This window comes from Massilia oculi, assembly GCF_017582745.1.
Taxonomy (GTDB): Bacteria; Pseudomonadota; Gammaproteobacteria; order Burkholderiales; family Burkholderiaceae_D; genus Telluria; species Telluria oculi_A.
Map to the genome: position 1 here is coordinate 51,337 of NZ_JAFVIM010000002.1, position 23,539 is coordinate 74,875.

General features: G+C 67.8%; 20 protein-coding genes. 10 read left to right on the forward strand and 10 right to left on the reverse strand.

From position 1 onward, the window contains the following. Window positions 1-14: 14 nt before the first annotated feature. The 8 genes from J3U95_RS02340 (at window position 15) to J3U95_RS02375 (ending at window position 9,286) form a co-directional block, all read left to right on the forward strand. Complete coding sequence (locus tag J3U95_RS02340; RefSeq protein ID WP_109345447.1) at window positions 15-638, forward strand: DUF4159 domain-containing protein; 624 nt, start codon at window positions 15-17, stop codon at window positions 636-638. 3 nt (window positions 639-641) lie between these two features. After that, window positions 642-1,646, forward strand: a complete 1,005-nt coding sequence (locus tag J3U95_RS02345; RefSeq protein ID WP_208277101.1) for an AAA family ATPase — start codon at window positions 642-644, stop codon at window positions 1,644-1,646. Window positions 1,647-1,660: 14 nt separating this feature from the next. Further along, a complete protein-coding gene (locus J3U95_RS02350) occupies window positions 1,661-2,545 on the forward strand; it encodes a DUF58 domain-containing protein (protein ID WP_208277102.1) in 885 nt (294 codons plus the stop codon). A 4-nt stretch (window positions 2,546-2,549) separates the two neighbouring features. Continuing rightward, on the forward strand, window positions 2,550-3,533 hold the full coding sequence (locus J3U95_RS02355; RefSeq protein WP_208277103.1) for a BatA domain-containing protein: 984 nt from the start codon (window positions 2,550-2,552) through the stop codon (window positions 3,531-3,533). Then, on the forward strand, window positions 3,517-5,613 hold the full coding sequence (locus J3U95_RS02360; protein WP_208277104.1) for a hypothetical protein: 2,097 nt from the start codon (window positions 3,517-3,519) through the stop codon (window positions 5,611-5,613). The genes J3U95_RS02355 and J3U95_RS02360 overlap by 17 nt, the downstream gene beginning before the upstream one ends. After that, window positions 5,610-7,145 (forward strand): hypothetical protein, encoded by a 1,536-nt coding sequence (locus J3U95_RS02365; protein WP_208277105.1) that lies wholly within the window; start codon window positions 5,610-5,612, stop codon window positions 7,143-7,145. Before J3U95_RS02360 ends, J3U95_RS02365 begins: the two co-directional genes overlap by 4 nt. Window positions 7,146-7,298: 153 nt before the next feature. Then, window positions 7,299-8,312, forward strand: coding sequence for an AraC family transcriptional regulator (locus tag J3U95_RS02370; protein WP_208277106.1), 1,014 nt, complete (start codon window positions 7,299-7,301; stop codon window positions 8,310-8,312). Between the two features lie 17 nt (window positions 8,313-8,329). After that, window positions 8,330-9,286: an AraC family transcriptional regulator gene (locus tag J3U95_RS02375; RefSeq protein WP_208277107.1), complete on the forward strand. Its 957-nt coding sequence runs from the start codon at window positions 8,330-8,332 to the stop codon at window positions 9,284-9,286. Here the strand turns inward: J3U95_RS02375 and J3U95_RS02380 are convergent. Then, complete coding sequence (locus tag J3U95_RS02380; protein WP_229519602.1) at window positions 9,274-11,697, reverse strand: TonB-dependent receptor plug domain-containing protein; 2,424 nt, start codon at window positions 11,695-11,697, stop codon at window positions 9,274-9,276. The genes J3U95_RS02375 and J3U95_RS02380 overlap by 13 nt on opposite strands. Window positions 11,698-12,059: 362 nt before the next feature. On the opposite strand from J3U95_RS02380, the gene J3U95_RS02385 reads away from it, so the two are divergent. Continuing rightward, on the forward strand, window positions 12,060-12,257 hold the full coding sequence (locus J3U95_RS02385) for a hypothetical protein (protein WP_208277109.1): 198 nt from the start codon (window positions 12,060-12,062) through the stop codon (window positions 12,255-12,257). Beyond that, window positions 12,258-12,767, forward strand: a complete 510-nt coding sequence (locus J3U95_RS02390; protein ID WP_208277110.1) for a hypothetical protein — start codon at window positions 12,258-12,260, stop codon at window positions 12,765-12,767. Here the strand turns inward: J3U95_RS02390 and J3U95_RS02395 are convergent. From J3U95_RS02395 to J3U95_RS02435, 9 genes are all read right to left on the reverse strand, one after another. Continuing rightward, window positions 12,730-13,500 (reverse strand): spermine/spermidine synthase domain-containing protein, encoded by a 771-nt coding sequence (locus tag J3U95_RS02395; protein ID WP_208277111.1) that lies wholly within the window; start codon window positions 13,498-13,500, stop codon window positions 12,730-12,732. The two genes, J3U95_RS02390 and J3U95_RS02395, sit on opposite strands and share 38 nt — an antisense overlap. A gap of 59 nt (window positions 13,501-13,559) precedes the next feature. Then, window positions 13,560-14,159, reverse strand: coding sequence for a glutathione S-transferase family protein (locus J3U95_RS02400; protein ID WP_208277112.1), 600 nt, complete (start codon window positions 14,157-14,159; stop codon window positions 13,560-13,562). 9 nt (window positions 14,160-14,168) lie between these two features. Beyond that, entirely contained in the window at window positions 14,169-15,527 is a 1,359-nt protein-coding gene (locus J3U95_RS02405; protein WP_208277113.1) for a sensor histidine kinase, read from the reverse strand. Then, window positions 15,524-16,855 (reverse strand): sigma-54-dependent transcriptional regulator, encoded by a 1,332-nt coding sequence (locus J3U95_RS02410; protein WP_208277114.1) that lies wholly within the window; start codon window positions 16,853-16,855, stop codon window positions 15,524-15,526. Before J3U95_RS02410 ends, J3U95_RS02405 begins: the two co-directional genes overlap by 4 nt. Before the next feature lie 25 nt (window positions 16,856-16,880). Further along, window positions 16,881-18,110 (reverse strand): ABC transporter permease, encoded by a 1,230-nt coding sequence (locus J3U95_RS02415; RefSeq protein ID WP_208277115.1) that lies wholly within the window; start codon window positions 18,108-18,110, stop codon window positions 16,881-16,883. A 14-nt stretch (window positions 18,111-18,124) separates the two neighbouring features. Then, window positions 18,125-19,435: an ABC transporter permease gene (locus J3U95_RS02420; RefSeq protein ID WP_208277116.1), complete on the reverse strand. Its 1,311-nt coding sequence runs from the start codon at window positions 19,433-19,435 to the stop codon at window positions 18,125-18,127. A gap of 10 nt (window positions 19,436-19,445) precedes the next feature. After that, window positions 19,446-20,159, reverse strand: coding sequence for an ABC transporter ATP-binding protein (locus J3U95_RS02425; protein WP_208277117.1), 714 nt, complete (start codon window positions 20,157-20,159; stop codon window positions 19,446-19,448). Between the two features lie 38 nt (window positions 20,160-20,197). Beyond that, entirely contained in the window at window positions 20,198-21,466 is a 1,269-nt protein-coding gene (locus J3U95_RS02430) for an efflux RND transporter periplasmic adaptor subunit (RefSeq protein WP_208277118.1), read from the reverse strand. A gap of 159 nt (window positions 21,467-21,625) precedes the next feature. Beyond that, window positions 21,626-23,404, reverse strand: coding sequence for a YbhB/YbcL family Raf kinase inhibitor-like protein (locus J3U95_RS02435; protein ID WP_208277119.1), 1,779 nt, complete (start codon window positions 23,402-23,404; stop codon window positions 21,626-21,628). Between the last annotated feature and the right edge of the window lie 135 nt (window positions 23,405-23,539).

Sequence of the window (23,539 nt, forward strand, 5' to 3'; positions counted from 1 at the left end):
GGCTGCAAATCTCCATGGCGAGTTACGACTTCTACTTCACGCGCCTGATGTATGAATCGGGCAACTGGGACGTAGATATCCGCATGCCCAGCAACGTGCTGAACTCCCTGGTGGAGTACACCACGTTGCGGGTCGATACGACGGAGCGCATGGTGGCGCTGTCGGATCCGAAGATGCTGCAGGCCCCGTTCTGCTACCTGGCCGGCCACAAGCTGGTGCAGTTCACCCCGGCGGAACGGAGCAATTTCGAGAAGTACGTGCGCGGCGGCGGCTTCGTCTTCGTGGACGACTGCAACCACGACATCGACGGCCTGTTCGCCAAGTCGTTCGAGGCCGAGATGGCGAAGATCTTCGGCGCGCAGGCACTCAAGAAGATCCCGAACAACCATCCGCTGTACTCGTGCTTCTTCAAGTTCGAGGACGGGCCGCCGACGACGTCGATGGAACTCAATGGCTGGGGCGACGACCTGGTGCACGAGTACCTGAAGGCGATCGAGATTGGCGGGCGCGTGCGCGTGCTGTACTCGAACAAGGACTATGGCTGCGAATGGGATTACGACTTCCGCAACAAGCGTTTTCTCGCGGTCGACAACACCCGCTTCGCGGTGAACATCATTCAATATGCGTTGGGAGCATGACCAGTGTCGCAACAAGATGCAGTAGCGTGGAATGAACAGGATATCGCCGCCCTGACGGCGAAAGTGGGCGCGCTGAAGGCCAGCATGGCGCGTGTGATCATCGGCCAGGAAGACGTGGTCGACCTGCTCGTGACCTGCCTGCTGGCAGGCGGCCACGCGCTGGTCGAAGGCGTGCCAGGGCTCGGTAAAACCTTGCTCGTCAAGTCGCTGGCGCAAGCCACCGACATGCAGTTCCGCCGGGTGCAGTTCACGCCCGACCTGATGCCGTCGGATATCGTCGGCACCGAGATCCTGGAAGAAGACGCCGCGACCCACCAGCGCGTGTTCCGTTTCCAGCCCGGCCCGGTATTCACGCAAGTGCTGCTGGCCGACGAGATCAACCGCGCCCCGCCCAAGACCCAGTCGGCGCTGCTGGAGGCGATGCAGGAGCGTTCGGTGACCTTCGCCGGCCAGACGCACAAATTGCCGCGTCCTTTCTTCGTGCTGGCCACGCAAAACCCGATCGAGCAGGCCGGCACCTATCCGCTGCCCGAGGCCCAGCTCGACCGCTTCCTGCTGCGCATCGACGTGGTCTATCCGACCGAGGACGAAGAAGTGCTGATGGTCTCGCGCACCACCCACGCGGGCCTCCTTGACGCCGAGCCGGTGATGGACGTCGAAACCCTGCTGCGCCTGCAGCAGCTGGTGCGCGACATCGAGATTGGCGACCATCTGGTGCGCTACGCGACGCGCCTGGTGCGCGCCACCCGGCCGAGCGAGACCACGGTCGACGCGGTGAAGAAACACATCGGCTGGGGCGCCGGCCCACGCGCCGGCCAGGCGCTGGTGCTGGCCTCCAAGGCGCGCGCGCTGATGCAGGGCCGCCTGGCGGTGACCCGCGACGACATCGGGGCCATGCTGCTGCCGGTGCTGGCGCACCGCGTGCTGCGCAACTTCGAGGCCGAGGCCGACGGCATCGCCATCGCCGACGTGCTGCAGGCCCTGCGCAACGAGATCAAGGTGCCGTAACCGGCTTTCGTATCATGTCGCTTGCGAACACCGCGCTGATCGCGCACACGAAGAAGCTCGACCTCGTGATCCGCCATGTGCTGGCGGGCCTGGGCCACGGCATCCACGCCGGGCGCGAACGCGGGGCGGGCGTCGAGTTCTCGGAATACCGTGCCTACGTCCCCGGCGATGAGTGGCGCCGCGTCGACTGGAAACTGGCGGGGCGCGCCGATCGCTACTTCGTGCGCGAGGCCGAGCGCGACAGCCATGTGGCGGTCTGGCTGGTGCTCGACGCCAGCGCCTCGATGGCGGAGCCGAGCCGCAGCGTCCCTGGCCTCGACAAGCTGGCCTACGCGCGCATGCTGCTCGGCTGCGTCGCCGCGATCGCGCAGCGCCAGGGCGACGCCTTCGGCGTGGTGGTGCTCGGCGGCGGCAAGGTGGCATTTACGCCAGCCTTGCGCGGACCGCGCCACCTGCAGAGGGTGCTGTCCCAGCTCCAGCGCGCCGAACCGGATGGCGAGCTGCCGGATACCGAAACCCTGAAGGCGAGCCTGCACTTCGCCCAATCGCCGAGCGCGATCTATGCGGCCAGCGACCTGCTCGACTGGCCGTCGCCGCTGTCGGTGGCCCTGACGCGCCTGCGCCAGATGCGCCACGACGTGCGCGTGCTGGGCCTGCAAACACAGGCCGAGGTCGACGCCAGCTTCTCCAGCGACCTGGCCTACCGCGATCCGGAACGCGAAGAAGGCGTGTTCCGCTTCGGCGCCGACCTCAAGGAAGGCTACCGCCGCAACCGCGAAGCCCACTTCGGCGCCGTCACGGCGCAGTGCCGCAAGAACGATATGCCGCTGACGCTGGCCGCGATCGAGCAGTCGCCGATCGAGGTGCTGCGGCGCTGGCTGCGGCGTCCCGGAAGGTAAACCCATGAATGCATTCTGGTGGCTCGCGCTGCCTGTTCTTATCTTGCCGATCTGGTGGCACCGCAAGAAGCGCGTGCAGAACCAGGCGGCCTTGATGTCGACCGCGCGCTTCCTGCCGCGTACCGAGCCGCGCCAGACCCGGGTCTGGCGCTGGAGCGATCCACTGTTGCTGCTGGTGCGCTGCCTGCTGCTGGCCGTCCTGGTCGCCTGGCTGGCCGACCCGGTCTATCCGTGGCGCGGCGATACGGTCGTGGTGACGCAAGGCGCCGTCCCCGCATGGGTCGAGCGCGAAGCGGCGCAAGCCGGCCTGGCGGACGCCGAGCGCGTCACGCTGCCCGCCGCACAGGCGCTGGGCTGGGTGCATACGCACGAGCGCGAGTGGCGATCGGACGCGCGGCTGCTGGTGCTGGGCGAGGTGCCGATGCCGGCCGCCAAGCCCAAGTTCGGCCGTTCGGTCGAGGTGCGTACCCATGCCGCCGCACCCGCCAAGGTCGAGCGCCACGTCTATATCGCCAGCGAGCGTGCGGCCGAGTGGCGCCGCATGTTCGCGGCGCAGGGCGGTCCTGAAACCGTCATCGTCGACGACACGCCTGGCGCCAGGACTTCGCTGATCGTCTGGGACCGTGCGGAAGCGCCACCCGCCGCGCTGCGCGCGCCGTTGTGGTGGGTGACGCAGCCGTCGGCCTTCCCCGAGCTGGCCAAGGCGCGCGTACTCGACGGCCTGCGCTACGCCGACAGCGCGCGCGGACGCCTGTGGCATCATGCCGATTGGCCCCCACGCGATGCGGATGCCGCGCGTGCGCTGCTCGACGACTGGCAGCAGTTGCACGTCGGCCCGCGCCACTTCACGCTGGCGCCGCAGACGTTCGCGGCGGTCGATGGCGCCAAGGCGCCGGCACCGGGAGGCGCGCTGCGCGGCGTCCTGCTGGCCGTCCTGGTCGCACTTTTTGTACTGGAAAGGAGTCTCACGCATGCACGGAGGCGTTGAGATCACCAAACGGGTATGGCGGGCAGCCCAGCTGCGCCGCCTGCCGCTGTGGATAGGCGGCGCGCTGCCATGGCTGGCGATTCCATCTGGGCCGGGCCTGCTGGCCTGGGCCGGCTGGTGCGCGCTGGACTGGGTCAAGCTGCGCCGCCGCGTCACCTTCGAGTGGACCGCCTGGCTGGACGGCGCCGTGCCCGAGATGGAAGACAGCGCGGCCCTGCTCGAGGGGGCCGATTCCCCGATCGCGCGCCTGCAGCAGCAGCGCCTGTTCGACCGCCTGGACGCCGTCATCTCGCCGGCCCAGCTGCGCCGGATCGTCGCGCGCCACGTCTCTGTCGGCTATCCGATCGTCCTGGTCAGCGCCGTGCTGGCGGGGATGGTGTGGTATGCGACCACCAGGCCGTCCGATGGCGCGGCCCCTGTGGCGCCGAGCGCGGTCGGTAGCGCGGCCGCGGCCACGCTGGCCCAGCTCACCGTCAAGCTGGCGCCGCCGGCCTATACCGGCATCAAGGCGTCCGAATCGGGCCCGGGCGACCTGCAGGCGCCGGAACAGACCGTCGTCAGCTGGTGCCTGAAGGACGGCATGGCAGGCGACAACAAGATCGAACTGGGCAACGGCCAGGTGCTCGAGCCGGGCAAGGAGTGCGCACGCTGGACCGCCACCGAGTCGGTGGTGTGGCGCTGGCGCGGCGAGCGCCACACCCTGCGCGTGATCCCCGACCAGCCGCCCGAGATCACCATCGCTGCGCCTACCCAGATGATCCAGGACCTGCGCGAGAATGCGACCGGCACCGCGATGGCGATCCAGATCCGCGACGACTACGCGATCCGGCGCGCCACCCTGCACATGACGCTGGCGCGCGGCAGCGGCGAGAACGTCAAGTTCACCGACCGCGAGATGCCGCTGCCGGCATCCAGCGATCCGAAGCGGCGCGACTGGTCGAAGCAATGGTCGCTCGCCGAGCTGGAAATGGAACCGGGCGACGAGCTGTATTTCTTCGTGCGCGCGACCGACAACGCCGGCCGTCCCCAGACCGTGCAGTCGCCCACCTACACCGTGCGCCGCCCGGCGCCGGAACAGGAGGCTGAAGAAGAGAGCGCGGCGATGCCGTCGCTGGTCAAGCCGGCTTCGCTGCGCAGCCAGCGCCAGATCATCATCGACACCGAGCAGCTCATTGCCGATATGCGCGGCACGAAGATCGCGGCTGACGAGGTGCGCGACCGCAGCGAACGCATCGCCAACGACCAGGCGCAACTGCGCCGGCGCTACGGCCAGTTCCTGGGCGAGGAGTCGTCGCTATTCGCCGACAACGCCGGTTCCGGCATGGCCGGCACCCAAAAGACCGACGATCACGATGATCACGATGATCACGAAGGCCACGATCACGATGAACATCCGCACGAGGAAGGCCACGGCCACGACCACGGCAGCCCTAACACCCGCAAGAGCGCCATCGTGAACGAAACCCAGCACATCCTCGAAACCTATGGCCACGCCCACGACGAGGCCGAGAACGCGACGATGTACGACGAGGGCACCAAGAAGGTATTGCGCCGCGCGCTGGTGGCGATGTGGGATGCCGAGAAGTCGCTGCGCGCGATCGCGCCGAAGACCGCCTTGCCGCCCGAGCACAAGGCCCTGGAAGCCATCAAGGAATTGCAGCAGGCCGAACGCATCTACCTGCACAAGACCGCCTTCACGCCGCCGCCGATCAAGGAAGAAAAACGCATGACCGGCGAAATGGCAGGCGCCGCCAGCTATCGCCGCGAACAGGCTGGACACGATTCTCCGCTGCCGGAAGAGCTGCGCACATTGGTGGTGGCCTTGTCCAGCGAAGCCGCGCTGCCGTCGCTGTGGATGCGCACCGCCAACGACTGGGTGCGTACGCGCCTGCAGGACGACGAGCAGCGCCTGGCCGCCCAGCGCGCGATCCAGGACGTGGCCGACGGCTGCATCGCCTGCCGTCCGGTGCTGCGCGCCTGGCTGCGTACCGGCGCCGGCGAAGGCCAGGTGCTGCTGCAGGCCAGCAGCAAGGTCGAGACACCGTTCGCGCGTCACTGGCGCGAGGCGGGCGCGCCATGACCCAGACCCTGCTCATCGCCGTCATCGCCCTGGCCGGCATCGTCAGCGCCGCGCTCTACCTGCGCCGCCGCCAATGGCTGGACGCGCTCTTGATCGTCGTCGCGGCCACGGCCCTGGGCCTGTTAGCGGCCGACCTGCGCGTGCCCGGCGAGGCCGGCCGCACGCTCGCCGTCGACCCGGCCGCGCCGCCGCGATCGGTAGAGGGCGTGAATGCCCTGCGACTCGAAGGCGACGGCCTGCGCGCCGCCGCCTGGAACGACCTGCCGGCCTTGCCGCTCGGCTGGCAGGCGCCGAAGGGCGGCGCGCTGCGCCTCGACTTCCCGAGCCAGGTGGCCCTGGGCCGGCTGTTCACCCTGACCGTCGAGCGCGAAGACAAGAGTGAAGCTCGCCTGGAACTGCTGGCCGAGAACGGCCAGCCGATCGCCCAGGCGCGCGGCGCGGGCAAGCTGACCGTCGAGTGGATGCCGCCGGTGGCCGAGCGTGTCGTCCTCAAGGCGCGCCTGCTGGATGCGAAGGACAAGGTCGTCGCCGAAGGCCCCGTGCCGTTCACCGTGCACGAGCCGGTCCAGTTGCAAGTCGTCGGCCGCTTCGGCGCGCCGTCGTTCGACTTGCGCGTGCTGAACGATCTGATGGCCGCCAGCGGCGCGCTGCTCGACTGGCAGGTCACGCTGGGCCGCGACGTTACCCGGCTTGAACAGCCGCGCGAAGAGATGACGGCGCCGAACCTGATGGTGATCGATGCCGCCCGCTTCGAACGCATGGGCGCCCGCGAACGCGCGTCCCTGCTCGAGCGCGTGGCCGACGGCATGCCGCTGCTGGTGCTGGGCGGGAATGCGAACGATCCGGGAGTCTGGTCGCGCACCCTGCAATTGCCGCTGCGCGTACAGCCGCTGGGCGGCAAGCTGGAGGCGCCGTTGGAGATGCCGCTGGCGCCGATGCTGCCGACGGCGCGCGACGCCGGTCCCTGGACCGGGTCAAGCGACATGGTCTGGACGCGCGACTGGAAGAAGGGCCGCATCGCCTGGCTGGGCGTGAGCGAATGGCACCGCCACGCGATCGCCGAACCGCGCAAGCTGGCGCTGTGGTGGCAGGGTGTGCTCGACCGCGCCGGCGTCGAGCGCCGCAAGGAGACCGAATGGCTGCCCCCCGCCGAGATGCCGCTGCCCGGACAGCGCCTGGAAGTCTGCGCCCGCGGCGTCGATGGCGAGGTCGCGTTCCCCGAACTGAAGCAGGCCTTGCGCTGGCAAGCCCGCGCCGATCGCACCGATGCTTCCTGCGTCGCGCTGTGGCCGCAGAAGCCCGGCTGGCTGCAGATCGCGGACCGCAAGGCGGGCGCGCATGCCGTCTACATATATGCGGAAAACGACTGGCCCCGATGGCAAGCGATGCAAAAGCGCGACGCTACGGCGCGCTACGCCGCCCGCACGCCGCTCAGCGCCCAGGAAGGGCCGACACGCCCGATGCCGGCCTGGCCGTTCGCCCTGGCCTTCGCCGCGGCGATGCTGTCGCTGTGGTGGCGCGAACGCCGCTGACATGCCCCGGAGTCGCCCGCGCGCGGCTCCGTAGCTCCTCCTTTCCGGTTAGAGTATTAGGCAAGAACTCCAGAAGAATGGGCATTCGTGCCCGATCGGGCCGCGTCTACCATCTGCAGAGTTCGATCCTGACTTTTCCGACTTTGACTCCCCATGTCCCGAACCCTGAATGCATTGCGGCAACAGCTGGTCGAGTGCCTGCGCGGCGCCGCGCCCGGCGACGGCCTGCACATCACGGCGGTGCCGAAGCTCAAGCTGCTGCGCGCGTCCAGCGCATCGTCGATGGCCGAGGTCCTGTACGAGCCGGCACTGTGCCTGCTGGCCCAGGGACGCAAGCAGCTGCTGGTGGGGGAAGCGCGCATCGCCTACGACCAGTCGCACCACCTGGTTGCCGTGCACGACATCCCGGTCTCGGGCCAGGTGGTCGAGGCATCGATTGACGCCCCCTACCTGAGCGTCTGGCTCGACATCGATCCGGTGGTGGTGGGTTCGCTGCTGCTGGGCCCGGGCGTGCCGGCGGCGCCCGCGCCGGAGCACGATGACGTCACGCTCGGTGTCTATACCGCGCGCACCGACGAGGCGCTGCTGGACGCGGTGCTGCGCCTGTGCCGGCTGGTGGAGACGCCCCAGCACATCCCCGAACTGGCGCCGCTGGTCTACCGCGAGATCATGTACCGCCTCCTGAGCGGTGAAGGCGGCTGGCGCCTGGCGCAGTTCATGACGCCGGGGACGCAATCGCACCGGATGCGCGTCGCGACCCAGCAGATCACGCTGCGCTACAAGGAGCCGCTGCGCATGGGCGAGATCGCCCAGGCCGCGAACATGAGCCAGTCCTCGCTGCACCACCATTTCAAGCTGGCCACCAATATGACGCCCCTGCAGTACCAGAAGCGGCTGCGGCTGCAGGAAGCGCGGCGCCTGCTGGTGTTCGAGGCCACCAGCGTGGCCAGCGCGGCGCACCGGGTCGGCTACGAGAGCGCATCGCAGTTCAGCCGCGAGTACACGCGCGCTTTCGGCATCAGTCCCTCGCAGGACGTGCGCGAACTGCGTTCTTCCCTGTTCCAGTCGCGCGGCGGCACACCGCCGACCCTGGACGAATTGAGCCAGGCCGAGCGCGCCACCTGGGCCGCGGTCGGCCAGGCCGTCAAGGCCGAACCGGCGGCCTGAGTGAAGAGGGGATCGGCATGCAAGGGCAATCATCTCATCACGTGCAACAGCGCCTGGTCGAGCTCCTGCTGCGCGTAGCGCCGGGCGACGGCCTGCACGTGACAAAGGTCCCGAAACTGAAGCTGGTCCGGGTCTCGGGCCCGACCGCCCTGGGCCAGGTGCTGTACCAGCCCGGTTTGTGCCTGCTGGCGCAGGGATCGAAACAGCTGCTCGTGGGAGATACCCGCATCGTCCACGATAGCGCACGCCATATGGTGTTCGCGCATGACATCCGGGTGTCGGGGCAAGTGGCCGAGGCGTCGCCCGAGAAACCCTATCTGTGCGTCTGGCTCGACATCGATCCGACGGTGATCGCCAGCCTGCTGCTGGAAGACGCGCACCAGGCCGCGCCGTTGCCGGCCGGCGCGGACGCCACCTTCGGCATCCATACCGCCAGGACCGACGACGACCTGCTCGACGCCGTGCTGCGCCTGTGCCGGCTGCTCGAAACGCCGCGCGATATTCGCCAGCTGGCGCCCCTGGCTTACCGCGAAATCATGTACCGCCTCCTGATCGGCGACGGAGGCTGGCAGCTGGCGCATTTCATGACGCCCGGCACCCAGCCGCACCGCATCCGGCTCGCGGCCGAGAGAATCACGCTGCGCTACAAGGAGCCTCTGCGCATGGAGGAGATCGCGCAGGCGGCGAACATGAGCCAGTCGTCGCTGCATCATCACTTCAAGCTGGCCACCAGGATGACGCCCCTGCAATACCAGAAGCAGCTGCGCCTGCAGGAGGCGCGACGCCTGCTGGTGTTCGAGGCGGCCACCGTGGCCAGCGCGGCGCACCGGGTCGGCTACGAAAGCGCCTCGCAATTCAGCCGCGAGTACACGCGCGCCTTCGGCGTCAGCCCCTCGCAGGACGTGCGCGAGCTGCGTTCCTTCCTGTTGCAGCCCGCGTCCGGCGCACCGGATGGCCAGTATCAGAACGTGTAGTCTGCCTTGACGTAGGCCGAGCGCCCGTTCATGCCGAACGGGCAGGTTTCCCAGCAGTGCGTGAAGCCCATCTGCGGGAAGGGCGCCGCGCGCTCGGGGTCCCAGCGCGTCGGATAGGTGTCGAACAGGTTGTTCACGCCCGCCGACAGCGACAGGTTCTTGTTGAAGGCATAGCGCCCGGTCAGGTCGACGATCCACTTCGCTTCCCAGGTCTGCACGAACGGCGCCGTGAACCCCTGGCCCTGCACCTCGCCGAAGTAGTTGGCGCGCGCCGTCAGGTTCCACGGTCCGGTGGTGTAGTCGGCCGACACCACGTGGTGCTTGCGCGGCTGGCCGCGCTCGATCAGCGTCACCTGGGCGTCGTCGAACAGCTGGGCGCCGGTGAGCACCGGCGACTGCGAGTGGCGGTCGTCGACCTCGGTCTTGTTGAAGCCCAGCTGGCCGGACAGCACCAGGGTCGAGCCCTGGGCCCGGATGGTCTGCTGCGCCACCAGGTCGAAGCCGGTGGTGGTGGTGTCGATCGCATTGGTGAAGAACTGGGCCTGGCCCACGCGCAGCGGATCGAGGATGTTGCGGATCGGGCAGGAGGTCGGGGTCGGGCAGGGGCCGGACTCGGGCGCGATATTGCTGGAGAAGACGATGCGGTCGTCGATCTTGGTGCGATAGACGTCGGCCGTGAGCGAGAAGCCCTGGGTCGGGCGCAGGATCATGCCGATGCTGGCGCTCTTCGAGGTTTCTTCCTGCAGCGGCGCGATGCCGAAGGCGCGCGTGACGGCGCTGTCTTCGCGCGCGGTCAGGGTCTCGGTGAGCACGCCGGCGGCGTTCAGGTTGGTCGAGACCGAGCTGTAGAACTTCTGCTGCACGCCCGGCGCCCGGAAGCCGGTCGAGGCGCTGCCGCGGATCCCGAGCGTGCGGCTCGGGTCCCAGCGCAGGCTCAGTTTGCCGATGGTGGTGTTGCCGAAGTCCGAGTAACGTTCGTGGCGCGCCGCGGCGCCGAGCGTGACGCTGGCGCCGAACTTGCGCTCCAGGTCCAGGTAGTAGGCGGTGTTGTGGCGGCCCTCGTCGACCGCGGTGCTCGGGGTGTAGCCGGGGAAGCCCTGGATGCCCGAGGCGGCGATGCCGCCGTTCTGGTCGCGGATGACGATGGCGGGATTGTTGCTGCGGCCGTACTGGTAAGAGACCGGATCGCCGGCCTCGATCTCGTAGTTATCGCGCCGCCATTCGAAGCCGGCGGCCACGAACAGCTCGCCGCCCAGCACGTTCACCGGACCCTTGAAGTCGAGGTTGAAGGTGGTCTGCTCGAACTTGAGCGTGCCGGTGTCGGCCGACGTCGGCGACTCGCCGTTCTCGTACCAGTAGCTGACGTTGATCGAGTTCCGTTCGTGAAACTTGAGCTGGCTGCGGCCATGGTTGACGCTGGCGTCGGCATTCCAGCCGTTCGGCAGGTCGTGGCGGTAGCCGACGGCGAGCGAGGCGTCCTGCACGGTGGTCACGATATTCGGCAGGAAGCCGTTCGGATAGATTTCGGGCACGTTGCGCGAATCCTCTGCCGGGCGGAAGAAGCCGCCCGAATCGCCCTTGCGCTTGGAGGCGCCGCCGAAGGCATACAGTTCGCCGCCGGCGGTCGGGATGGCCGAATTCATCCACAGATAGTAGTCCTTGGCGTTGCTGTCGCCCAGGCGCTGGGTCACGCGCGGCGGGGTGACGCGCAGCGTGTCCGGCCCGGCGCGGTTGGTCTCGTCGCGCTTGCGCGCCTCGACCGACAGGTTCAGGTAGCCGCCGTCGGCCCCCAGCGCGAAGCCGCGGTTGGCGCTGGCCGAATACGTGTCGCCGTCGCCTTCGTCGGTGGTGCCGGCGCTGGCGCTCAAGGTGCCGTTGCCGGCGCCCTTCTTGAGGATGATGTTGATGACGCCCGCGATCGCGTCCGATCCGTACTGCGCCGCGGCGCCGTCGCGCAGCACCTCGATCGACTGGATCGCCGACAGCGGGATCGCATTGATGTCGGTGCCGGCCGAACCGCGGCCGATGGTCTGCTGCACGTTGACCAGGGCTTGCTGGTGGCGGCGCTTGCCGTTGATGAGCACCAGCAGCTGGTCCGGGCCCAGGCCGCGCAGGGTGGCGGGGCGGATGATGTCGGTGCCGTCGCTCACGAAGGTGCTGGTGAAGTTGAACGACGGGTCGAGGTCTTGCAGCACCTTGCCCAGTTCGAGCGTGCCGGCGGACTGGATGTCCTTGCTGTTGATGAGGCCTACCGGGACCGCGGTGTCGAGCGCGGTCTTGGCCTGGGTGCGCGAACCGAGCACCACGACCTGCGACATATTGCTGTCCGTCTCCTGGGCGCTCGCGGGCGCCAATGCTGCCATCAGTGCCGACGCCAGCAGGGCGCGTTGCGGCAGTGTTTTCTTGTTCAACTTCCTTGTCATCCTCTACCCCCTGCAATGAGTGTTGTCATGTCATCCGCTTGTCCGGATGTCATTTGATGTTAGCAATGGGATATGTCGCATCACTACGAAGATATTGAAATAAGTAAATACGAACGTGAATAGGCGGGGTGGCCGTCGCGCAAAAGAGACGTGTTCTCACACTTCACAACATAATCATGAGTGTCGGGTAATGCGTTGAGAATAAAGATATTTTTGGAGAGAAATGTTGTTGGAAAGAGTTTGCTGGATTGTTACGTTCTCTAACAAGATTTCCAATGGTGTGCTGCCGAGTGGCTTTAGCATAAGGTTTCAAGCCGGCGCTTTCGCCGCACTTCGTAGGCAGCCACATCATGATCCAGCGACGAATCGACGAGCAGTCCGCGCTCGCTACCGAATATGCGTTGTTCCTGGCCGAGACGCGGGGCGTATCGGCGGGGCTGGTGTACCTCGAGAGCTGCAATGTCTCACAAGAGATCCTGCTGCGCGCCATGCAGAATCCCGCCGCCCGTCGCAACGGCGAGCGGCGCCAACGGCAACGGAACGACTAGATGAATATCACCCAGCTATGCAAGCGCTACGGCCTGGAACACCATGGCAGTCTCGAAAGCGCCTGGGACGCCCATGGGCCGACCGGCATCGTGCTGATGCAGCTCTGGCACGCTCCCAACCAGAAGCTCCATGACCACCCGCTGCCCGGCGCGCAGCTGCGGGTGCGCTGCATGGATGCCGGTCAGGACGGAGAATGCGATGAAGAAGCGCGCGCCGCCCGCGTACGCAGCATCGCGGCGGTCGAGCAGGGCGCGCGCGGCTTTGCCGCGATGTCGATCCCGCCAAGCCAGTCGCGTGGCGCCGGCGCCTGGGCCAAGTACGCCAACCTCGAACGGGTGTTCCCGGTGCTGGGGCTGGAGCGCGAACCCTGCGGCGCGGTGTTCGCGGTGCTCGGCGCGCCGGTGCCGGCGTCCGAGCTGGGCGTCAGCGGTCACCGCCCGGGACACCGCCCGCCGACGCCGCGCCATCGGCTTACGAGTGGTCGCGCATCCACTCTTTCAGGCCGTTGACCCAATTCTTCGCCGGCAGGTTCAGGCGCCGCTTGATCTCGCCGGCGCGCTCGTACAGCACCGCGAAGTCGATTTCGGGCGCCTCCCTGAAGGCCAGCACCACCACGTTCGCGTCGTGCACCTCGGGCAGCCAGGCGACCGCGTCGAAGACCTGCTCCATGTGCAAGAAGTTCTTGTCGTAGTTGCTGAAGTCGCCGAACACATTGGCGGTCATGACGCCGCCCGGCGCCAGGCAATCGCGGCAGCCCTGGTAGAACTCGACCGAGTCGAGCACCGGGCCGCGCGCGTCCTGGTCGTACAGGTCGACCTGCAGCACGTCGAACTTGCCATGGTTGGCGCGGTCGAGCACGAAGTCGAGCGCATTCATCTCGCGCACGTCCAGGCGGGCGTCGTTGTCGGGCAGGCCGAACAGCGCGCGGCAGATCGCGATCACGTTGGGATTGAGCTCGACCGCAGTGACCTGCGCCTCGGGAAAGCGCTGGTAGCAGAACTTGGTGAGCGAGGCGCTGCCCAGCCCGAGCTGGGCGATGCGGCGCGGCGCGCGCTGGAACAGCGTCCACAGCATCATCATTTGCACGTATTCGAGCTCGATCGTGTCCGGCTTGGAGATGCGCATCGCGCCCTGCACCCAGGAGGTGCCGAGGTGCAGGAAGCGCACGCCTTCGAATTCGTCGATGGTGGCGGGCGGATGGCCGGGCTGGGCGAAGCGGGGATCGATGGTGGACGGCGGCATGGTCGAGCGGCTGGAAAATCAAAGCCGATCTTACCAGACGCCGCGCATTGTCCCCGGGCTCACGCCACCCCGTTGCCGCACCATGCGCCGAAGCCGGGACGTTCGCCGAGACGCGCATACCAGGCCGCCACGTGCGGATAGTCGGGCCGCGCCATCGGCGTCATGAGCCAGCGGTTGACCGACAGGCCGAGCACGATGTCGGCCAGCGAAAAGTCGGCGCCGGCGACGTACGGGCCGCTCTGGCCCAGGTGGGCGTCGAGCAGCCCGATGTGGCGGTTCCATCCCGCGATGCCGGCCTCGATCAGCGCCGGATCCCGGTGTGCGGGACTGCCCCGCACCAGCGCCATGAAGGCATAGCGCCAGGCGGTGTTCAGTTCCGTTGCCTGCCAGTCCATCCACTGGCTCACGCGGGCCCGGGCCTGGAAATCAAACGGCAGCAACGCCGTGCCATCATGGCGCTCGCACAGGTAGCGGCAGATGGTGTTCGATTCCCACAGCACGAAGCCGTCGTCGACCAGCACCGGCACCATGCGGTTCGGATTCAGCGCCGCGTGGCTGTCCTGCCATTCTTCGCGCACGAACGGCAATCCCAGTTCGGTGCAGGTCCACAGCACCTTGCGCACATTGATCGAGGTGGCCTTGCCGATGACGGTCAGCATGATGTCCTTTCAGGTTGGGGAAGATGCCGGCAGCGCCGGCAGGAACAGCGTGACGGCGAGGCCGCCGCCGTCGCGGTTGGCGAGCAGGACGCGCCCGCCGTGCGCTTCGGCGATCTCGCGCGCCAGCGCCAGCCCCAGGCCGGTGCCGCTGCGCTTGGTCGAATAGAAGGGCACCAGGGCCTGGGTCAGGACCGCCTCGCTCATGCCGCTGCCGCGATCGAGCACGTCGACGCGCAACTGGTCCTGCACGCGCCGCACCTGCAGCTGGACTTGCTCCGGCCTGGATCCTGACTCGTGCGCGTTCTTGAGCAGGTTCAGGAGCGCCTGCTCGAACTGGGCGGCGTCGACCCAGGCCGGGTCTGGCGGCAGCTCGCCTTCGACGGAGAAATCGACCTGGCCGGCCAGGCGCGCGACCAGGTCCGGCCACGGGCAGGCTTCCAGGCGCGGCGCCGGCAGCTTGGCGAAGCGCGCATAGCCGAGGATGAAGCTCTCCAGGTGGCGGGTGCGTTCGCCGATGGTCGACAGGATCTGCGGCAGGCGCTCCACCTGCCCACGCCGTACCAGTTCGGCGCCGGAATGCGCGAGCGAGGCGAGCGGCGCCAGCGAGTTGTTGAGTTCATGGCTGATCACGCGGATCACCTTCTTCCAGGTCTGCACTTCCTGGCGCCGCAGTTCGGCCGTCAGCTGGCGCAGCAGCAGCAGCTCGTGGCGGCGCCCGTTCAGGTTGAAGGTGCTGCGCGCAAGGTGATAGACCTCTTCGCTCTCTCCCTCACCGGCGCTGAACAGGCCGTCGCCGCCGCGCGCCAGCGCTTCGCGCAGTGCCGGCGCCGCCTCGTCGAGCACGGCGCGCAGGGCGTGTCCCTCCAGCTTGCGGCCATGCGCCAGCAACTGGCGCGCGGCGACGTTGGCGTACACGATCACGCCCGCATGCATGTTCGAATCCGCCACCAGCAGCATCGCCACCGGCGTGTTCTGCACCATCGAATCGAGCAGCAGTTCGCGCTGCGCCAGGCCCAGGCGCTGCTCGCGCAGCACGGCGCCCAGCCGGTTGTGGGCAGCGATCAGGTCGCTCAGCTCGTCGTTGTGCGGCCAGTGCAGGCTGAAGGAGAAGTCGCCGTCGCGGTAGCTGTCCACCGTGCCTTCCAGCGCGCGAAACAGCGACAGGATGGGCTGGACTTGCGCGCGCAGGGTGATGATCGCGACCGGCAGCAGTCCGAGCAGGCACAGGCCCGCGACCAGCAGCGGCCGGCCGGGGAACAGGGCATCGAGGCCGAGCGCGGCCAGCATGGCCAGCACGAGCAGGGTGCCGACCAGCGCCGACAGGCGCGTGACCAGCGAGAACCTGGCCCGCGTCGGCGCCTGGCTCATGGGCGTTCGATTCCCAACCGTTCCATGCGGCGGTACAGCGCCTGGCGCGACAGGCCAAGCTCGTTCGCCGCCTGCGCCACCACGCCGCCGGCGCGCGCCAGCGCCCCCACGATGGCGTCGCGGTCGGGATCGAGGTCCTGGACCGGCAGGCTGGCCGCCGGGAGGCCGAGGTCGGCCACCGTGACGGTGTCGCCGCCCGACAGCAGGTTGGCGCGCGCCATCACGTTCTTCAGTTCGCGCACATTGCCGGGCCAGGGGTGGGCCAGCAGGGCCGCTTCGGCCGACGGATGCAGGTTCTTGCCGCGCGCGAGGAAGGATTGCGCCAGCGGCAGGATGTCGCCCGCACGGCTCGCGAGCGGCGGCAGGCGCAGCTCGATCACGTTCAGGCGGTAGTAGAGGTCTTCGCGGAAGGTCCCGGCGCGGATCATCGCGGAGAGATCGGCATTGGTGGCGCTGATCACGCGCACCTTCACCTGCCGCTCGCGGTTCGATCCGAGCCGCTCGAAGCGGCCGGTTTCCAGCACCCGCAGCAGTTTCATCTGGCCGGCCAGCGGCAGGTTGCCGATCTCGTCGAGGAACAGGGTGCCGCCGTCGGCCGCCTCGAACTTGCCTTCGCGCGCCTTCGAGGCGCCGGTATACGCCCCGGCGTCGGCGCCGAACAGCTCGGCCTCGATCAGTTCGGACGGCAGGGCGCCGCAGTTGAGCACCACGAAGGGACCGTCGGCCACCATCGAATTGGCCTTGATGATCTCGGCGATGCGCTCCTTGCCGGTGCCGTTGGGACCCGTGATCAACACCGGAACGTCGGCGCGCGCCACCTGGCAGGCCAGGTGCAGCACGCGTTCAGTGGCGGGATCCTGCCATACCAGGCCGCGCAGGTCGAAGTTGAGCTCGAGTTCGCGCCTGGCCTTGCGTTCGCGCTGCAGGCGGCTGGCAAGCAGCCGGTTGGCCTGGCCCAGTTCGATCAGGTTGCCGACCGTGGCCAGCAGGCGCTCGTCGTTCCAGGGCTTGGACAGGTAGTCGGCGGCGCCGGCCTTGACCAGGTCGACCGCCGCATCCAGGTGGGTCCAGGCGGTGAGCAGGATCACCGGCAGGTCGGGATGGCGCTGGCGGATCTCGCGAAACAGCGCCACGCCTTCTTCGCCCGACGTGGTGTCGGCCGTGAAGTTCATGTCCTGGATCACGAGGTCGACCGGCTCGCGGCCGAGGAGGTCCAGGCCCTCCCCGGGCGAGGCCGCGCGCAGCGCCGCGATGTCGTGCAGCGAGAACAGCACTTCGAGCGCCATGGCGACGGCGGCGTTGTCGTCGATGATGAGAACTGTGGGCATGGCCGCCAGCATATCACTCTCCGGTCTAGGTGCTGCGGGTTGCCAGCGCCGGCGAGATGCTGGCCGCGCGCCAGGCCGGGCCGTAGGCGGCGAGGATGCCGATCGCCCAGAACAGCAGGGCGCCCACGGCCAGGTAGTGCAGCGGCAGGCGCGCCATCTCGCGGCGGCTGACCAGCAGTGTGTTCAGGCCGACGCCCAGCAGCACGCCGCCGGCAACGCCGCCGCTGGTGATCAGGATGTTCTCGGCGATGAAGTAGCGCAGGATGTCGATCTTGCGCGCGCCCAGCGCACGCCGCACCCCGATCTGCTTGCGGCGCTGGGTCACCCACAGGCTGGCCATGCCGACGATGCCGCTGCAGGTTACCAGCAGGAGCAGCACGCTGACCGTGACCAGCATCCACGACAGGGCCACGTCGGCGCGATAACGGTCGCGGCGGTCGCCCGACACCGTGCTCGTTTCGATGATCATCGGGGTCGCCGACGACTTGCGCAGCGCCTCTTCGGCGTCCCGCATCACGCGGTCGCGCTGCTGCGGCTCGGCGCGCATCGCATACAGCGTGCCCACCTCGCCGTACAGGCGCACCGGCAGGATGATCGAGAACTCACCGGAGTCGCCGACCTGGGCATGCGCGGTCTGCAGGCGCTCGACCACGCCCACCACGCGAAAACCGGGCTCGTTGCCGTCGCCGCCAAAGTACAGCATCTTGCCGATCGCGGATGCGTCCGGCCATAGCTTGTCGGCCATGGCCTTGGTGACGATGATGGTTTCGGGAAGCCGGCGTTCGCTCTTCTCGTTGACTTCGATCTCTTCGCCCGGAAGAAAGTCGCGGCCCTCGACCAGGGTCAGGCCGTAGGTCTTGACCAGCGAGTCGGCCGACAGGTACATGCCCGCCTGGGTGGTCTCGCGTGCATTGCGTTCGAGCGCGAAACTGCTGGTGCTGCCGCTGCGCGAGAGCGGCATCTGCGAGGCATGCGCCACCCCGACCATGCCTGGTACCGCGCGCAGCACGTCACCCTGGCGCTTGATGGTGGCCAGCATCTGCTCGGGTGTTTCGGTATTCAAGTTGCGCACTTCGAAGTAGAAGGTCGCGGCTTCATCGACAAGGCCCGACGGACGCGCGGCCACCGCGCGCCGTTCGTTGACGATGTGCAGGGCATTGGCCAGGATGGCCAGGCTCAGCGCGACCTGCAGCGCGACCAGGATCGGGCCGGTCTTGTTGCGCAGCAGGGCAGACAGGATGGGGCGGAATTCCATTGCGTTCTCCCGGATTATTGCGATTTGAGCTGGATGGCCGGCGTGACCTGGCAGGCGCGCCAGGTCGGCAGCAGGCCGGCTATCAGGGCGGCGGCGACCGACAGCAGGAAGGTCAGCGCCAGCATCTGCCAGTCCATGCGCGCGATGGCGGCCATGCCCTTGCTCTGCATGCCGATCAGCGCCAGCGCGCCGAACGACAGCAGCAGGCCGAGCACGCCGCCGGCCAGGCCGACCACTCCGGTTTCGATCAGGAACTGGCGGAAGATGTCGTTGCGCGAGGCACCCAGCGCGCGGCGGATGCCGACCTCGGATGCGCGTACCGAGAACTTGGCCAGCAGCAGACCAATGGTGTTCACCAGGCACAGCACCAGGAAGCCGAAGGCCAGCCAGGCCGACAGCTTGCTGTCGTTGCCGACCACCTTCAGCTCTTCCATCCATTCCATCACGTTGTACAACGTGTTGGGGGCGTTGCGCTTGAGGCGTCCCAGCTTGCGCTGCTCGTTCGCGTAGTTGTCGATGAAGGACTGCAGTCCGGCGCGATCGTTCGCCGAACGGGTCTCGAACCAGAACTGGATCCAGGTGCACTCCGATGCGAGCAGGGCCTCGAAACCGCTGTCGCGCCTGGAGGTGCAATTCATGCTGCCGCCATGCGGCGCCTCATGCCGTAGCGCGCTGGACAGCGGAATGAAGAATGCTTCGCCGTCGCCGAAGCGGCTGCCGCCGATCAGCTTGTAGTAGCGCGGCAGCGGCGCCCAGGTATTCGTCACGCCGACCACGGTATAGGGGTGGCCCATCATCATCAGGCGCTGGCCGACCGGATTGGCCTGCCCGAACAGGCGGTCAGCCGTGGCGCGGCCGAGCACCACCACGTCGGCGCCGCGCTGGTCGTCCTCTTCGCTCCAGGCCTGGCCGTGCAGGAAGGGCACGTCGAACATGGCGAAAAAGTCGCGCGTCGGCGCCATGCCGCTCGCATTGAAGGCGGGAATGTCCTTGCGGGGCGGCTCGATGGCGACCTCGAGACCATACATGGCGGTTCGCCGTTCGCCCTGGCCGCTCCTGAGCAGGTTGGCCGCATCCAGGTAGCTCATCTGCATGTCGCCCGGTTCATCGCCCGGCGTATATCCATCGAGATCGCCATTGTCGAACTGCGGCACGAACAGGCGTTCGCTCTTGGACGGGATCGGGTCGCCCGACATCATGTGCAGGATGGTGAGTGTCGAGACGCTGGCGGCGACGCCGATGGCCAGGGTCAGCACCATCAGGGCGGTGAGCGCCGGATTGCGGCGCAGGCTGCGCACGCCGAGGTTGAAATAATAGCCGAACATGGAGCGCTCCTCAGGCCGGCTGGCCGCTCGATGCGACGGCCAGCGAAGGGCCGCGCCGCACCAGGTCGGACACCTGGCCGTCGATGATGTGCACGTTGCGATGAGTGCGCACCGCGAGCTCCGGATCGTGGGTCACCATCAGGATGGTGGTGCCGGCGGCATTGATTTCTTCGAGCAGCTCCATCACGCCGCGCGCCATCTGCGTATCCAGGTTGCCGGTCGGTTCATCGGCCAGCAGCAGCCTGGGGCTGCCGGCCAGCGCGCGCGCGATCGCGACGCGCTGCTGCTGGCCGCCCGACAGCTCGGCCGGATAATGCTTCATGCGCGACGCCAGGCCGACCTTCGACAGCGCGTCCTCGATGCGCTCCTTGCGCTCGCGCGCATTGAAGCCGCGGTAGCGCAAGGGCACGTCGACATTATCGAACAGGTTCAGGTCGGGGATCAGGTTGAAGCCCTGGAAGATGAAGCCGAGTTTCTCGTTGCGCAGGCGCGAACGCGCCGCGTCGTCCAGCCCCTTGACGTTGACGCCGTCCAGGATGTATTCGCCCGACGTGAATTCCTCGAGCAGGCCGGCGATGTTGAGGAAGCTGGTCTTGCCCGAGCCGGACGGCCCGGTGACGGTGACGAATTCGCCGGGCTTCACCTGGATTTCGAAGCCGCGCAGCGCGTGGGTTTCGATCATGTGGGTGCGGTATACCTTGCTCAGGTTGGACATGCGCAGCATGGCGTGCTCCTTGGTCTGGTTGTATTCTTGAAGTGGACTTATTGATTGATCGAGATGCGCTCGGCGTTCCTGAAGGCGTCGGTACCGGATATCACGACCTGGTCGCCCTGCTTCAGGCCGGACAGGATCTCGACCGCCGAGATGCTGGTGGCGCCCAGCTGGATCGGGGTGCGCACGGCGACGCCATCCTGCATCACATAGGCGTGGCGTCCGCCTTCGTTTTCGACGAACGGGCCCCGCGGCAGCATCAGCACGTTCGGTTTTTCCTCGATCAGGAGACGCGCCGTGACGCGCTGGCTCTGGCGCAAGCCCTTGGGCTGCTCGCCGTCGAAGCGCACCCGCGCCAGCACCTGGTTCTTGACGACCTCGGGCGACAGCGCCGACAGCTTGCCGGTGGCGCGGCCCGAGGGCAGGGTGATCTCGGCGCTCATGCCCAGGCCCAGGTCGCCGGCATAGGTCTCGGGCACCTCGACCTCGACTTCGAGCTTGGACAGGTCGACCAGCGTCATCAGCGGGGCATTGGCGACGACCACCATGCGGTTCTGCACGTTCAGGGTGCCGATGAAGCCGTCCACCGGCGCGCGCACGGTCAGCTCGTCGACGCGGCGCTGGGCATTGGCCATCGACAGGCGCGCGCGCTCCATCTCGTTGGTCTTGGTGCGGATCGCCAGCTGGACGTCGTCGCCTTCGAGGTTGGCCGCCTGCGCCGCATGCTTGGCGCGGATGCCGGCCGAATTGAGGGCATCCTGGGCCTTCTGGTAGTCGATCTTGGCAATGATGCCGACCACGCCCACGCTGTCGTAGCGCTCCACGGTGCGCTGGGCCGACAGGCGCTCGATCTCGGCGGTGTCGGCTTCGCGCCTGGCCAGCAGTTGCTGCTTGCGCGCCAGGATCTGCTGGCGCGCCACCTCGGCCTTGAGCTGTTCGTAGGTCGAGACTTCGCGCTTGAGGGCGTCGGTCAGGTCGGGCGACTCGAGCACCGCCAGCACGTCGCCCTTCTTGACGGTGTCGCCGGCGGCGACCTTCAGGTTGACGGTGGCGGGGGCGGTGGAATACAGGGTGGGACTGACGGCGGCCACCACGCGGCCGTTGACGGCGGCGTCGCGCACCAGGGTGCCGCGCTGGACTTCGGCAATGCGCACGCGGCTGGCGGAGACGGAATGCTCGCTGCCGCTCCAGGCGCCGAACACGGCGAAGCTGGCAGCCAGCAGAGCGGCGGCAGCGCCGATCAGCAGCGCGCGGCGCTTGAAGGTGTGGGACGCCGGCGTGGCGACGACGGCGTCTTGTTGGGATGTATCGCGGATCATGTTGTGTCCAGTAACGACGGATTGCCTGTCGTTACTGCACGATCCGTGCCAGCGCTTAAGTTATTGATTCATATAGGAGTGGCTGGGCGAACGCCACTGTCCGCAGTGTCCGTCCGGCCTTAGGGCGGTCGTTCGCGGACATGGCTGTCCGCGCAACGTTCACTTCTGCGGCTGCTGCTTCTGCCCGTACTTGCCGACGATCTCGCCCTTGGCCAGGACATGGCCCTTCATCGCCTGCAGCACCTGGTCGCGGTCGGCGCCGAAGGGCACGTCGAGCATCCTATCCAGTGCATACACCTGGAAGTGGTAGCGGTGCGCCGCCTCGCCGACCGGTGGCCTTGGCCCGTAGTAGCCGGGCGCGCCGCGCGTGGTGCGGCCCTGCAGCACGCCGTCCGGGTCGGACAGGCGCGGCTGCTCCTGCACGCCTTCCGGCACGCTGGTGATGGTGGCCGGGATGTTCCACATCACCCAGTGCACGAAGGGCGTGACCGGTTTGGCGTCCGGGTCTTCCATGATGACCGCGTACGACTTCGCGCCCGCCACGGCTTTCCAGGACAGCGCCGGCGAGACGCCGTCCGCATACTCGGTGTAGCGCTCGTCCATCGTCCCGTTGGCGCCGAAGCTCGACGAGGTCACGCTCAACTGGGCCTTGGCCGCGGTCTCGGGGCGCTGGTTGGCCAGCGGGACCGTGTTGCCCTTGTTGACCTGCTGCTCCATGGGGCCGGCCGGCGCCTTCGGCGGCGTGGCGGCCGCCGCCTTGCCGCCGGTGTAGGCGATGCGGTAGATCACGCCGTTGGCGTCGTCCGCCATCAGGAGCGCGCCGTCCTTGGCCAGCGCCAGGCCGACCGGACGCGCGATATGGGTCTTGCCACCATCCGTCAGGAAGCCGGTGACGAACGGTTCCACGGACTTCGGCTGGCCGTCCTGGTAGCGCACGCGCACGATCTCGTAGCCCGATGCCGGCACCCGGTTCCACGAACCGCGCATGGTGACGAAGGCGTCGCCCTGGTATTCGGCCGGGAAGGCGCTGCCCGCGCCCCAGACCCACTGCATCGGCGCAGCGTGGGCGGTATAGCCCAGCACCATCGGCGTGCTGCGTTCCTTCCACTGTTCCTTGGTGATCTCGCCCTGCGGCGTGCTTTGCGGGTAGGTGTCGCCGGCCCCGTAGACGTGCGGCCAGCCGTACTGCTTGCCCAGCTCGATCTTGTTGATCTCTTCTGGCTGGACGTCGTCGCCCAGGAAGTCGATGCCGTGGTCGAAGCCCCACAGCTCGCCCGTGGTCGGATGCCAGCCGAAGCCGATCATGTTGCGCAGGCCGCTGGCGAAGATGGTGCGGCTCTTGCCGTCGGGGGAAACGCGCAGCAGGGTGGCGTTTTCCACATTGCTTTCATTGCAGGTATTGCAGGTGCTGCCGACGCTCAGGTACAGCATGCCGTCGGGGCCGAAGGCCATGGTGCGGTTCGGGTGCTGGCCCGAATCGGGCAGGTCGCCGATCAGCATCTTGAGTTCGCCCAGGCGGCCGTCGGGCTTGATGTCGGCCACGAACAACTCCTTGACGGTGACCAGGTACAGCTTGTTGTCGCGGATCGCCAGGCCGTGGGCGCCGGCGCGATTGGCCACCGTGACCGGCGCGCCGTCGGCGCGGCCGTCGCCGTTGGCGTCGCGCAGCAGCAGCACGTCGCCCTGGTCGCGCCGGCTGAGGTAGACGTCGCCGTTCGGCGCCACCGCGATGATGCGCGCGTTCTTGAGGCCGGTCGCGAAGGCGCTCACCGTGAAGCCTTGCGGGGCCTTCAGCGCCGCGATGCGCTCCGCCGTGGCCTCCACCTTGTTGGGTTTCCAGACGTTGATCCTGGTGGAGAACATGGTGCCGTCGCCCTGCTGGGCGGCGGCGGAACCGAACACCAGGCACAGCGCGGCTGCGAGCGAAGCGCGTTTCATGAGGCCTACCTTTCTTGGTCATTGTTATCGGGAGCACTGCGGGGAGCCTTGCTGGATGATCGTGCCAGTGATTCGGAACACCGTATGTTGGGAAACGTACATTGTTGGATTCGATGTCGCATACCCGTCACGGGT

Coding starts and splice junctions, on each gene's coding strand:
- J3U95_RS02375 (WP_208277107.1), top strand. CDS start 8,330: ATGCAAGGGCAATCATCTCATCACGTGCAACAGCGCCTGGTCGAGCTC.
- J3U95_RS02340 (WP_109345447.1), top strand. CDS start 15: ATGGCGAGTTACGACTTCTACTTCACGCGCCTGATGTATGAATCGGGC.
- J3U95_RS02420 (WP_208277116.1), bottom strand. CDS start 19,435: ATGTTCGGCTATTATTTCAACCTCGGCGTGCGCAGCCTGCGCCGCAAT.
- J3U95_RS02415 (WP_208277115.1), bottom strand. CDS start 18,110: ATGGAATTCCGCCCCATCCTGTCTGCCCTGCTGCGCAACAAGACCGGC.
- J3U95_RS02355 (WP_208277103.1), top strand. CDS start 2,550: ATGAATGCATTCTGGTGGCTCGCGCTGCCTGTTCTTATCTTGCCGATC.
- J3U95_RS02430 (WP_208277118.1), bottom strand. CDS start 21,466: ATGATCCGCGATACATCCCAACAAGACGCCGTCGTCGCCACGCCGGCG.
- J3U95_RS02425 (WP_208277117.1), bottom strand. CDS start 20,159: ATGCTGCGCATGTCCAACCTGAGCAAGGTATACCGCACCCACATGATC.
- J3U95_RS02365 (WP_208277105.1), top strand. CDS start 5,610: ATGACCCAGACCCTGCTCATCGCCGTCATCGCCCTGGCCGGCATCGTC.
- J3U95_RS02350 (WP_208277102.1), top strand. CDS start 1,661: ATGTCGCTTGCGAACACCGCGCTGATCGCGCACACGAAGAAGCTCGAC.
- J3U95_RS02400 (WP_208277112.1), bottom strand. CDS start 14,159: ATGCTGACCGTCATCGGCAAGGCCACCTCGATCAATGTGCGCAAGGTG.
- J3U95_RS02395 (WP_208277111.1), bottom strand. CDS start 13,500: ATGCCGCCGTCCACCATCGATCCCCGCTTCGCCCAGCCCGGCCATCCG.
- J3U95_RS02360 (WP_208277104.1), top strand. CDS start 3,517: ATGCACGGAGGCGTTGAGATCACCAAACGGGTATGGCGGGCAGCCCAG.
- J3U95_RS02410 (WP_208277114.1), bottom strand. CDS start 16,855: ATGCCCACAGTTCTCATCATCGACGACAACGCCGCCGTCGCCATGGCG.
- J3U95_RS02385 (WP_208277109.1), top strand. CDS start 12,060: ATGATCCAGCGACGAATCGACGAGCAGTCCGCGCTCGCTACCGAATAT.
- J3U95_RS02405 (WP_208277113.1), bottom strand. CDS start 15,527: ATGAGCCAGGCGCCGACGCGGGCCAGGTTCTCGCTGGTCACGCGCCTG.
- J3U95_RS02435 (WP_208277119.1), bottom strand. CDS start 23,404: ATGAAACGCGCTTCGCTCGCAGCCGCGCTGTGCCTGGTGTTCGGTTCC.
- J3U95_RS02370 (WP_208277106.1), top strand. CDS start 7,299: ATGTCCCGAACCCTGAATGCATTGCGGCAACAGCTGGTCGAGTGCCTG.
- J3U95_RS02390 (WP_208277110.1), top strand. CDS start 12,258: ATGAATATCACCCAGCTATGCAAGCGCTACGGCCTGGAACACCATGGC.